The sequence below is a fragment of the Nostoc sp. DedSLP04 genome, assembly GCF_034530775.1.
In the GTDB taxonomy this organism is placed as follows: Bacteria; Cyanobacteriota; Cyanobacteriia; order Cyanobacteriales; family Nostocaceae; genus Nostoc.
The window spans coordinates 41140-52532 of sequence record NZ_JAVRCL010000060.1 but is presented as its reverse complement, the minus strand read 5'-3'; the positions used below and the strand labels follow the sequence as shown (position 1 = coordinate 52532).

Annotated in this window: 10 protein-coding genes; 4 read left to right on the top strand and 6 right to left on the bottom strand. The window is 47.3% G+C overall.

The window, feature by feature from the left end; genetic code table 11:
- Window positions 1-84: 84 nt before the first annotated feature.
- The gene (locus RMX89_RS27180) at window positions 85-276 is read right to left on the bottom strand and encodes a hypothetical protein (protein WP_322691107.1); all 192 of its coding nucleotides are present in this window, start codon (window positions 274-276) and stop codon (window positions 85-87) included.
- A 101-nt stretch (window positions 277-377) separates the two neighbouring features.
- Here RMX89_RS27180 and RMX89_RS27175 point away from each other — a divergent pair, with 101 nt between their 5' ends.
- From RMX89_RS27175 to cheB, 4 genes are all read left to right on the top strand, one after another.
- A complete protein-coding gene (locus tag RMX89_RS27175) occupies window positions 378-1784 on the top strand; it encodes a methyl-accepting chemotaxis protein (protein ID WP_322691106.1) in 1407 nt (468 codons plus the stop codon).
- A 21-nt stretch (window positions 1785-1805) separates the two neighbouring features.
- Window positions 1806-3386 (top strand): methyl-accepting chemotaxis protein, encoded by a 1581-nt coding sequence (locus tag RMX89_RS27170; protein ID WP_322691105.1) that lies wholly within the window; start codon window positions 1806-1808, stop codon window positions 3384-3386.
- A 151-nt stretch (window positions 3387-3537) separates the two neighbouring features.
- Complete coding sequence (locus tag RMX89_RS27165; RefSeq protein WP_322691104.1) at window positions 3538-5895, top strand: hybrid sensor histidine kinase/response regulator; 2358 nt, start codon at window positions 3538-3540, stop codon at window positions 5893-5895.
- A 164-nt stretch (window positions 5896-6059) separates the two neighbouring features.
- The gene (cheB, locus tag RMX89_RS27160) at window positions 6060-7184 is read left to right on the top strand and encodes a chemotaxis-specific protein-glutamate methyltransferase CheB (protein ID WP_322691103.1); all 1125 of its coding nucleotides are present in this window, start codon (window positions 6060-6062) and stop codon (window positions 7182-7184) included.
- Window positions 7185-7206: 22 nt separating this feature from the next.
- On the opposite strand, the gene RMX89_RS27155 is transcribed toward cheB, so the two are convergent.
- From RMX89_RS27155 to RMX89_RS27135, 5 genes are all read right to left on the bottom strand, one after another.
- Window positions 7207-7797, bottom strand: a complete 591-nt coding sequence (locus RMX89_RS27155; protein WP_322691102.1) for a Uma2 family endonuclease — start codon at window positions 7795-7797, stop codon at window positions 7207-7209.
- A gap of 94 nt (window positions 7798-7891) precedes the next feature.
- On the bottom strand, window positions 7892-8485 hold the full coding sequence (locus RMX89_RS27150; protein WP_322691101.1) for a Uma2 family endonuclease: 594 nt from the start codon (window positions 8483-8485) through the stop codon (window positions 7892-7894).
- Window positions 8424-8585, bottom strand: coding sequence for a hypothetical protein (locus RMX89_RS27145; RefSeq protein ID WP_322691100.1), 162 nt, complete (start codon window positions 8583-8585; stop codon window positions 8424-8426). The genes RMX89_RS27150 and RMX89_RS27145 overlap by 62 nt, the downstream gene beginning before the upstream one ends.
- A 162-nt stretch (window positions 8586-8747) precedes the next feature.
- Window positions 8748-9131, bottom strand: a complete 384-nt coding sequence (locus RMX89_RS27140; RefSeq protein WP_322685026.1) for a response regulator — start codon at window positions 9129-9131, stop codon at window positions 8748-8750.
- 97 nt (window positions 9132-9228) lie between these two features.
- A complete protein-coding gene (locus tag RMX89_RS27135; protein ID WP_322691099.1) occupies window positions 9229-11271 on the bottom strand; it encodes a GAF domain-containing protein in 2043 nt (680 codons plus the stop codon).
- Window positions 11272-11393: the final 122 nt, after the last annotated feature.

The window sequence follows — 11393 nt, the reverse complement described above, 5'->3', positions numbered from 1 at the left end:
GAGCAGGGGAGCAGGGGAGCAGGGGAGCAGGGGAGCAGGGGAGCAGGGGAGCAGAATGACCTCTTCCTCTTGCTGTGAAGCCTACTAGTTTTTTAAAGTTACTGCGTAACGATGCAACAAAGGTGCAGGTTGATGTAACAAAGGTGCGGGTTGATGCAATAAAGATGTAGGTCGATGCAATAAAGATGTAGGTCGATGCAATAAAGATGTAGGTCGATGTAACAAAGGTGCGGGTCGATGCAACAAAGGTGCAGGTCGAGAGACTTGTGTGTACACCGTAGCTTTATGAGGTCAATCTAAAATCTAAAATCCAAAATTGTGTGATGGCAATATCTGGAAATCCTTAAATTCATTCACTCACAAAAGATAACAATAAGATGGAAAGCAAACGAAACTGGAGACTAAGATACTGGATTATTGGCGGGTATGCCGTTCCCGTGCTGGCATTGTTAATTTCTGCCGGAGCGACGGTCATCAATATCAACACGGTGAACCAACGGTCAGAAAATTTACTGTCTTCTTATGAGATTAATTCAACAATTGATGATTTGCTTGTTAGTGTGCAAAGTAGTTCTAAGTCAACCCGGGGCTATTTGTTAGAAAAAACTCAGCAATCGCTTGAGAACTACCAAGAGACTCAAAAGAACTCCAGGGACTTTTTAGCAAAACTGATTGCACTTGCCAGATCGGAACAGGAGCGACAATCTTTAACCAAACTGGAAGAACTGGTGAATAAACAGCTTGTTTTTGAAGAGATCCTGATTGAAAAGGTGAATCAGGGCAAAGTCAAAGAAGCCATTGAAACCTGGAGCAAGGGGAATGCCCGCACTCTGGTTCAGGATGTCGTAGACATGATTGAACAAACGCAGGAGCGAGAAGATCGGACTTTTGCAACCACTGCGAAAGAGCAGCAAGAGGCGCTTAATGCCCTCAAGTTTACGGTGATGTTAGCTAGTGGACTCTCCCTAGTGGTATCTGTTTTGATTGGCATTTGGGTCATTAGCCGCGCTGCCCGCCAGATGAATGCCTCTGCCAGCGCGATCGCCGCTTCTACAACCGAAATTGCTACAACAATCGAGCAGCAAGAACGCACTACCATGCAACAAGCTAGTTCTGTTAACCAAACCACCACCACAATGAATGAATTGGCGGCTTCCTCGCGCCAGTCTGCCGAACAAGCAGAAGCCTCAGCCACCGGAGCGCGGCAGGTGTTGTTGCTGGTAGACGGTCGCACTCAAGAGGGTGAGTTCAGCCAATCGAGTCTACGCGAGAAAGTAGGCGACATTGCCGCCCAAATTCTCCATCTAAGCGAACAAACTAATCAAATCGGCACGATCTCCACTCTGGTTAGTGACTTGGCAAGTCAAACTAATATGCTGGCGCTGAACGCGGCAGTGGAAGCGGTGCGAGCCGGGGAACATGGCAAAGGCTTTGCAGTAGTTGCTGCCGAAATTCGCAAACTGGCAGACCAGAGTAAGCGATCGGCTGAAAAAATTAATGTACTAGTTTTAGACATTCAAAAATCGACCAATTCCACGGTCATGGTGACTGGTGAAGGCACGAAAACCGTAGAAAAGATTGTGGATGCCATCAAAACGATCGCGATAAATGGTCAACAAATTTCCCTCACTTCCAATCAACAGGCGATCGCAGTGCAACAGGTGGTAGATGCCATGAACTCGCTTAATATCGCCGCCAGAGAAACCGCCTCTGGTATTAGTCAAATTAAAGCCGGCACCCAACGCCTGAATGATGCCGCCCAAGAACTAAAAGCCGTTGTGTAAAAACATATTGGAGTTACAAGTATGTTAAAAAATATGTCTCTGCATGGACGATTGATGGGTTCGTTTTTGCTGATGGGCGGTATCGTCATGGTTGTAGGGTTTTTCGGCTGGCGGGGTACTCATCAATTAAGCAGCCATATCGACACCCTCAGTAATAACAGCCTCCCCAGCATCGACGGATTGTGGAGAGTTAATGAAGGGCAGACCCAGATCCAGTCGGCAGAGCGAGCAATTCTCAACCCCGAACTACCCGCAACAGCCAAACAGTCTGAGTTAAATCGAATGCAGGCAGCCTGGAAGCAGATTGACGCAGGACTTGAGGAATATGAAGCCACGCCCCGCAGTCCCGACGAGGACAAACTCTATCAGACGTTTAAGCAACAGTGGCAGGCGTGGAAGCAAGACCATGCTGCCTATCTTCAGGCTTACCAGGATTTTGCCCGCTTAGGTGTTGTAAACCCCACTGCCAAACAGCTGGAATTGACCAGCCAGAAGCGAGAAAATTCTCCAGAAATGAAGGTGGCGATCGCTGCTGCCGATCGCCTGACAAAACTCAGACAAAACGCTGTTGTCAAAAATGATGTTTCCTTTGCGGCTGCAACTAACTCATTGTTGCAACTGATCAAAATTAATCAGGATACTGCTGAAGATGCAAATAAAGCCGCCAGTGACGATACCCGCTTGACCACAGGTTGGGTGGTTACTGGTATTATTGCTGGGCCTCTGGGGGCAATCTTACTAGGATTTTTTCTGAGCAACAAAATTGCTAAACCGTTAACAGGCAAAATTGCTCAAATTGTTCAAACAATGGCTGCTTCTACCAATGAAATCGCCGCTGCGGTTGAGCAGCAAGAACGGACTGCGACTCGGCAGGCAAGTTCTGTCAATCAAACCACTATCACTATCGATGAATTGGGAGCCTCATCGCAGCAGTCAGCCGAACAGGCAGATTCGGCGGTAGCAGGCGCACGGCAGGCGTTGACTCTTGCCGGTAACGGTGCTGATGCTGTAAAACGTACCCTCAAGGGTATGGAAACCCTACAGCAGAAAGTCGCAGCTATTGCAGAGCATATCACACGTTTAAATGAACAAACCAAGCAGATTGGCAGTATCTCTGGTTTGGTGGGCGAGTTGGCAAGTCAGACTAATATGCTGGCGTTAAATGCGGCTGTAGAAGCAGTCCGGGCAGGGGAGCATGGTAAAGGCTTTGCCGTTGTCGCTGCTGAAATTCGCAAATTAGCAGACCAGAGCAAAAAATCAACCGAAAAGATTAGCACCTTGGTAGGGGACATTCAATCTGCCATCAGCATCACTGTCGTTGTCACCCATGAAGGCACTAAAACTGTGGAAGAAGGGACGCGAATTGCCCAGGAAACCTCAGAATCCTTTGCAGGTGTAGAAGGTGCAGTGAATAACATTGTCATCAACAGTCAACAGATTTCACTCAATATCAACCAGCAAGCGATCGCCATTCAGCAAATTGTCTCTGCCATGAATGACCTGAATATTGCTGCGCGTGAAACTGCCAGTGGCATTAGCCAGATCCGCTCTGGTACTCAACAACTAAACGAGTCAGCGCAAGCACTCAAGGCAACCATTTAGTCGCTCAACCCCCAATATAGATCGGTTAAAGGGGAAAAGGGGAAAGTTTTTGAATACATCCTTTACTCGCAACCCCATTCCCTAGACCACACTCGATTGTGAAAAATGCTTATCCGAACCGTATTGGCTCAACCTCTAACTACTTAAAACTATGATGATCGATGATGAAGAACTGAGAGACGTTTTCAAAGTAGCCAGCGAAGAACACCTGCAAAACCTGGATGATGGATTGCTGCATTTGGAAAACCATCCCGACGATCTGGCTGTCCTGGAAGCTTTGATGCGAGAGGCGCATTCCCTCAAAGGCGATGCCAATATGCTGGGAATCAAAGATATAGGCACTCTGGCACATCAAATTGAGCATGTTTTGACTCAACTCAAGCAACAAGAAAACCCTGCATCTTCGTTGGGCAATCGTACAACAGACTCACCCTATGAACGCCTCGCTCATGCGATCGCCGCTATCCGCAAACTCGTTCATGAAGCCGTCACCGGAGAACCTGCCAGGGTTGATACCTTTTCTGTTCTGGCCGAATTGATGGGAGCGCAGCCGGGAAAAAGAGAAGATAATCCAATTCAGGAACCAGAAGTCAACAGTATTGAAGTCATAAATACAGTAAAAACCAATACTTTAAATACAAGTCAAGAGCCAAAGGAAAACGCAGCAATCCAAAATCCAAAACTTGTACTGAGCGAAGTCGAAGTATCCAAAATCGTTCGACTGAGCGAAGCCGAAGTCCAAAATCCCCACACCCCCACCAATAGCTACCGCATCGAAACCATCCGCGTTGGTACTCGCCACCTGGATACATTGATGACGCAAGCAGGGGAGTTAACTGTCACCAAAATTCGGATTGCTCATCGCTTGGGAGAAATTGAGGCGATCGCTAATTTGTGGGAAGAATGGAATCGAGATTTATTCACTAATCGGTTTGCGTTCAGCCGAGAGCAACAAGGTGATGTCGCCCTGCAACGTCTAGAAACTTTTCATCATCACTCGGAAAAACGATTAGAGCAATTGGGTCATTTGGTGAAAACCTTGCAAAGTTCCCTTTCGGAAGACACAACCCGACTGGAACAACTCAGTAGCGATTTAGAAGAAGGGATTCGTACCCTGCGATTGCTGCCCTTTGCAACGATTTTCAACCTCTTTCCTCGGATGGTGCGCGATCTGGCACAGCAGCAGGGAAAATTGGTGGAGTTGATCGCAGAAGGCAAAGACACCCTTGCCGACAAACGCCTGTTGGAAGAAATGAAAGATCCGCTAATGCACATCCTGCGGAATGCGATCGATCACGGGATTGAGCCACCACAGGAACGGGAACGGCTAGGAAAACCAACAACGGCAACGATTCGGCTCAAAGCTTACCAGACTCCCACTAACATTGTGCTGGAAATCAGTGATGATGGGCGGGGGCTTGACCTGGATAGAATCAAACAAATAGCGGTGAAACGGGGCATTTGCGGTGAGGAAGAATCAGCAGCAATGACTCCCAGCCAGATCCAGGCGTTGATCTTCGCACCGGGATTTTCAACAGCCCCCCTAGTGACAGAAGTATCAGGGCGGGGTGTGGGGCTGGATGTGGTGCAAACCAATGTCGAGAAATTGAAAGGTACGATTCAGGTAGAATCGGTTCCCGGACTGGGATGTACGCTGCGCGTCAATCTCGGTATCACCTTAGCAACCGCCCATGTCTTGATTGTGCAAGTGAACCAAATGCCCTATGCCATTCCAGTGGAGTTTGTCCAAACCGCTTGCTTAATCAAGTCAGAAGAGATTTTTCCCTTGGAGGGACGGGACACAATAATTCGGGATAGTCAACCCATTTCGATTGTGCAGTTGGCCGATCTATTAGAACTGCCCCCGATGCCATCTGGGTTAACTCAAGAAACAGCACTTTCCTGTATTATTCTTCAGGTTGGGCAAGCACAACTGGGTGTAGTGGTGGATGCCTTAGTCGATGAGCAAGATGTATTGATTAAACCTCAAAGTCATTTACTTAAACGAGTCCGCAATGTTTCCGGGGCAACAATTTTAGGCACTGGAGATGTGTGTATGGTGCTGAATCCCCAGGATTTGGTGAAGTCAGCCCGATCGCGATCGCAGTCCATTTCTTCTACCCAAACTCGTCAACTTGCGCCCACAAAACCAACCGTCCTATTAGTCGAAGATTCTATTGCCACACGCACGCAAGAAAAGCGGATTTTAGAAACCGCAGGCTATCAAGTGATTACTGCTGTGGATGGTTTGGATGGATTGAACAAGCTGCGATCGCACACTGTTGATGCTGTTGTTAGCGATGTGCAAATGCCAAATCTCGATGGCTTGGGGTTAACTGCTAAAATCCGCCAATATCAAGAATATAGCGAACTTCCAATTATCCTGGTTACTTCCCTTGCCAGCGATGAAGATAAACGTCGGGGTGCCGAAGCCGGAGCCAATGCCTACATTATCAAAGGCAGCTTTAATCAAGAAGCCTTGCTGTCAGCCCTCAAACGGTTAGTGTAGAGGTTTTCAGATGAATGAAGAATAATTTTCTCGTATAGCCGTAGTCACATAAGTTAGGACATTTTGAAAATGTGAATGCTAGGAATAGTAATAGTTTTACCTTCTGCCTCCAGCAAGAACTGCCTTCTGCCTCCTGCTATAAAATCTCAACTTAATGTCAATTCATGAAAAACTCTGCCCCGATTCGCGTCTTTCTGGTGGAGGATTCGCTCGTCGCCTTAACCATCCTCAAGCGAATTCTGGCGAGTTCCCCGGAAGTGAATGTGGTGGGAACTGCTCCCAATGGTGTGGAAGCATTGGAGCGAATTCCAGCCGCACAGCCCCAGGTAATCTGCACCGATTTACACATGCCCAAAATGGATGGACTGGAACTAACCCGCCGGATTATGGCAGACTATCCCCGTCCCATTCTGGTAATCAGCACCTCCGTCAACACCCAAGAAGATTCCCGCAATGTTTTTAAACTGTTGCAAGCAGGTGCTTTGGATGTTTTTCCCAAACCCAGCATTGACTCACTTTCAGACTATGAACAAGTCAAGCACGAATTAATCAACCGGATCAAAGTTCTGGCAGGGGTTACAGTCTTTACTCGCCACACTTCCCGTGCGACGGTAGAACCCAGAAAGTATCCTGTTAGCCCTAAAAGTAAGCCAGAACCATTCAACTCAAAACCTGCCAGTAACTCGCAATTCCCGATTCGTAATTCCCCGTCCCTGCCGAAAGTCGTGGCGATCGGAGCCTCCACAGGCGGCCCCCAGGCATTGTACGCGATCCTAAAACAACTGCCTGCAAACTTTCCCGTACCCATTCTGTGCGTCCAACATATCAGCGAAGGATTTCTGCAAGGACTGGTAGATTGGCTAGCAGCAGAATGTTTCCTGCGGGTGACGATCGCCCAACCGGGAGAATTTCCCAAACCGGGTACTGTCTACTTCGCTCCCGAACGACAACACTTACAACTCGACACTCAAGGGCGATTTATCACCATCAGCACCCCTGCCGTTTCCGGGCATCGTCCCTCCGTCACAGCTTTGTTTCAAGCCGTTGCCACCTGTTACCCGCGATCGGCGGTTGGTATTTTGCTGACTGGCATGGGACGGGATGGTGCAGATGGATTACAAGCGATCGCTCAAGCCGGAGGCACTACCATTGCCCAAGATGAACAAACCTGCGTTGTCTTCGGGATGCCCAAAGAAGCGATCGCTCTGGGAGCCGCCCAACATATTTTGGCGATCGGCGAAATTGCTCCCATGCTATTGAATCGAATTTCCAGTTATAGGCTGGGTTAGGTGTAGCCATAACCCATCAATGCTATCCATGTCCAAATGCCAAAATCTGAGCAGCACTCAGCTTAAAACTAGGAATAACTGTCGATGCCAGAGGGGTGTCGCCCATATAAATCGTGTCTTCATATTGCCCGTTCACCCATAAGCACAGCGTCACTTGCTGTATTTCCGGGTCAATAATCCAGTATTCTGCAATCCCTCGTGCCGCATATTCTGTGCGTTTGTAACGGTAGTCTCGATCGCGATTCTGCTGTCCGGGTGACACCACTTCAATTACGATCGCAGGTGGCGGCATATCCCGTGTTAGGGTTGCCCGCTTTGCTCCTGCCAAGGCAGTTCGTGATTCTTCTGTATGAACGAGGATATCTGGCAATCGACACTTTGCCCGTCGCCCAGTTACTTCAACCTCTGTTCCCACAGCAATTAATGCAATTGGAAAATATTTTGCCAACTCAAATAACAGATATTTAGCAATGTCTAAATTGCCCTGGCTTTCAGTTGGCATTTCCACTAACTCTCCATCTACAAGCTCATAGCGCGTGTCAGTCCCGTCGTCATAGGCAAGGTATTCCTCCATTGTCATCAACTTTGGGACATTGAGTGCAATTTGAGTCATGGTTAGGAATCTCCGCGATCGCTGCCGTAAGGCTGTCAGGATAGAAAACTGGCTGTGCCAATTTTAGCAAATCTAATTCTGCACCAATGGTTTACTAATTTTGTCCAAATGCCAAAATCTGAGCAGCACTCAGCTTGAAACCAGGAATAACTGTCGATGCCAGAGGGGTATCACCCATATAAATCGTGTCTTCATATTGCCCGTTCACCCATAAGCACAGCGTCATTTGTTGCCTTTCAGGGTCAACGATCCAGTATTCCGCAATCCCTCGCGCCGCATATTCTGTGCGTTTGTAACGATAGTCTCGGTCGCGGTTGTCTTGTCCAGGTGAAACCACCTCAACCACCAAGATTGGCGGTGGCATATCTTGGGTAATTGTGTTGCTGCGTTGTCCTGCCAGCGTTGCGTATCCTTCCTCACTCAGTATGGTCAGATCGGGTAAGCGCACCTTTGCTCGTTTGCCACTCACCACAATTTCCATATCTTTGAGGTTGATCAGCACAATCGAAATGTATTTTGCTAATTCCAACATCAGAAGTTTGGCAAGCTTGCAGTTTTCTGGGGATTCAGTCGGCACTTCTACTAACTCTCCATCTACAAGCTCATAGCGCGTGTCAGTACCATCGTCATAGGCAAGGTATTCCTCCATTGTCATCAACTTGGGGACGTTGGGTGCAGTTTGAGTCATGGGTAGAAATCTCCGCGATCGCCGCCGCAAGGCTGTCAGGATAGAAAACTGGCTGTGCCAATCTTAGCAAATCCTCATTCTGCGCTAATGTTTTACTCATCGCACACTGTTAAGCTAAACCACATCTAGTTTGCATATCTAAGATTGATATAACTATTGTGGGGTGGGCAGCGTTCGACTGAACTTCGACAAGTGTTACAGTGAGCCTGTCGAACTGCTCAGTTACCGCGATCGCGCCGAAGTCTGATGAACAAGCAGCAGATCAGGAGCCAATAAATTTTCGTACAGCTTCTCGCAATTGTTCAGCATCAAAAGGTTTGATCAGATATTCTGTTGCACCCGCCAGATGACCCTTCACCCGGTCGAAGGGGGAATCTTGAGAAGTCACCATAATCACGGGCAAATGCTGAAACTGGGGCAGGCTCCGCACCGTGCGGCAAAACTCCAACCCGTTTACATCCGGCATCTGCACATCCAATAGCAAGACTGAAATTCGTTGATGATAAATGATCGACAGGGCATCAACCGCGTTAGCGGCTGTTATTACTTGATAGTCCGGTTCTAACGCTCGTTTAATCATTTGATGAATCACAGGGCTATCATCAAGCGCGAGAACAATCGGTGAGCTTGTCGTACCATTTGACATACTTTACAAGTCGATGAGTCAATCATCGTTGGCATTTAGCCTAGCATTCCCAAAGGAAGACTTGAACAATTGATATGTTGATAATTTTATACATACTTTAAGTACTTTTAACCAGAGGCTCAACCGGAATTTGAATCAAGAACTCGCTGCCTTTCCCAAGTTCTGAGGAGCATTTCAAAATGCCGCCATGTTTTTCAACCACAATTTGATAGCTGATGGACAGTCCCAGCCCGGTTCCCTTGCCGATGGGTTTGGTGGTGAAGAATGGATTGAACAGTTTTTGCTGGGTTGTTTCTGTCATGCCAGAACCGTTATCTCGAATCCGAATCACTACACTATCTGCGTGCGAAAATTGGGATAGATCGGAATTACCCGATTTTTCTCTACTAATGAGTTCTGTTTGAATGGTAACGATCGGATTAGGCGTTTCATCTAAGGCATCGATCGCGTTACCCAAAAGATTCATAAATACTTGATTCAATTGCCCCGCATAACAATCAACAGGCGGTAAATTGTCGTATGCTTTAATCACTTGAATCTCAAACTTGGCACTAGTTAATTTCAACCGACTCTTCAAAATTAACAACGTGTTGTCAATCCCTTCATGGATATCCACAGGTTTCATCTCTGCTTCATCCAGACGCGAGAAGTTCCGCAGAGATAGGACAATTTGCCGAATTCGTTCTCCACCCATTTGCATCGATGACAATAGATTAGGCAAATCTTGCATCAAGAAATCAAGATCGATGGACTCTATCTTTTCCTGAATAGCATCAGTTCCATTGGGATAGGTTGCTTGATAAAGATGCAATAGTTCCAGCAAATCCCGAACATAGTTGGTTGCATAAGTAATATTACCGTTAATAAAGTTAACCGGGTTGTTGATTTCGTGGGCAACTCCGGCCACCAATTGTCCCAGGCTCGACATCTTCTCTTGCTGTACCAGTTGCATTTGGGTTTGCTGCAACTGGCTCAGGGCGTTTCCTAGATAGGTGGCTTGAGTTTGAGCGGCAAAGGCGGTTGCTCGTGTTTGGGCAAGCAGTTCTGCCTGATCGAGAGCGATCGCTACTTGATCGGTGACAGCTTTGAGTAACCGGACTTCGCTATCAGTCCATTGGCGCGAACCGCGACAGTGATGGCAAATAATAGCACCCAATTGACTAGAATGGGTTCTCAGTGGCAGCAACAGCACCGAGGTTACTGCCAGTTGATGCAGCAGGGTGCGATCCTCCGGGGTGAGTGCCTCTGAGGTAGTAGAAACATCCTCAATCCTTAGCATATCTAGATTTAAGATAGTTTCTGCCAGAACGGAGCCTGGGCCAAGGGAAAGTTCCCCCAACGCCATCTGAATCTCTGGGTTAGTCGCTTCGTGAGTCACCATAAAGTTGAACCGATCTTTGTTGGGCAGACACCACACAAAGTCACAGCGATCGACTTGCAACAGACTATGAATCTCATTCACTGCCGTTTGTAAAATCGTGTCCAGATCCAGAGAATTACGGATTTGATTTGCCAGATTAAACAGAATTGAATCTTGTTGACCAACTAATTCCTGAGTAATCAATTGCTGTTTTAGTTGTTTGATTTCCGGGATCGTTTGACGCAGCTTCGTGGTGTTGCGCTTTAGCTCCAATTGCGCTACCACTTGGTGGCTGAGTGTCTGCAATCCTTTTTGTTGTTTCTGACTCAGATCGCGCGGTTCAATGTCCATGACGCAGAGTGTACCCAAGACACAACCGCCAGTTATTACCAGGGGCACTCCGGCATAAAACCGGATATTGGGAGCATTTATAACGAAGGGATTGGTGGCAAAGCGGGGATCGGCCAAGGTATCTGGAATTACAAATACATCTGACTGGCGAATGGTGTAGTTACAAAATGCGAGGTCTCGGCGAATTTCTGTTAATGTGATTCCCACCTTAGACTTAACCAACTGGCGATCGGCTCCGATAAAACTCACCAGTGCCATTGGAGTTTGGCACAGATCGGCTGCCAGTGCTGTTAAGTCATCTAATGCCCGATTGGGTACAGCATCCAAACCCTGAAACTGATACACTGCTTTGAGCCGTGTCAGTTCGTTGGTGCAGGCCATCTTTGTGCAGGGAAGCATGGAATCAAGTAATAATTCAGGGATTTTCATAGTTTTATTTTAATTGAGGGGCGATCGCTAATTTGACACTGAAACAGGTACATTTGCAATCGCTACTCTAAGTTTTCTAAAGCTTTAGTTTTTATAAGTTTTTCTTTTTTAGAAATATTTTA

Bases quoted from the DNA above. Each gene is read 5' to 3' on its own strand.
- RMX89_RS27150 (WP_322691101.1), bottom strand. From the start codon at position 8,485: ATGACTCAAACTGCACCCAACGTCCCCAAGTTGATGACAATGGAGGAA.
- RMX89_RS27155 (WP_322691102.1), bottom strand. From the start codon at position 7,797: ATGACTCAAATTGCACTCAATGTCCCAAAGTTGATGACAATGGAGGAA.
- RMX89_RS27170 (WP_322691105.1), top strand. From the start codon at position 1,806: ATGTTAAAAAATATGTCTCTGCATGGACGATTGATGGGTTCGTTTTTG.
- RMX89_RS27175 (WP_322691106.1), top strand. From the start codon at position 378: ATGGAAAGCAAACGAAACTGGAGACTAAGATACTGGATTATTGGCGGG.
- RMX89_RS27145 (WP_322691100.1), bottom strand. From the start codon at position 8,585: ATGAGTAAAACATTAGCGCAGAATGAGGATTTGCTAAGATTGGCACAG.
- RMX89_RS27140 (WP_322685026.1), bottom strand. From the start codon at position 9,131: ATGTCAAATGGTACGACAAGCTCACCGATTGTTCTCGCGCTTGATGAT.
- cheB (WP_322691103.1), top strand. From the start codon at position 6,060: ATGAAAAACTCTGCCCCGATTCGCGTCTTTCTGGTGGAGGATTCGCTC.
- RMX89_RS27135 (WP_322691099.1), bottom strand. From the start codon at position 11,271: ATGAAAATCCCTGAATTATTACTTGATTCCATGCTTCCCTGCACAAAG.
- RMX89_RS27165 (WP_322691104.1), top strand. From the start codon at position 3,538: ATGATGATCGATGATGAAGAACTGAGAGACGTTTTCAAAGTAGCCAGC.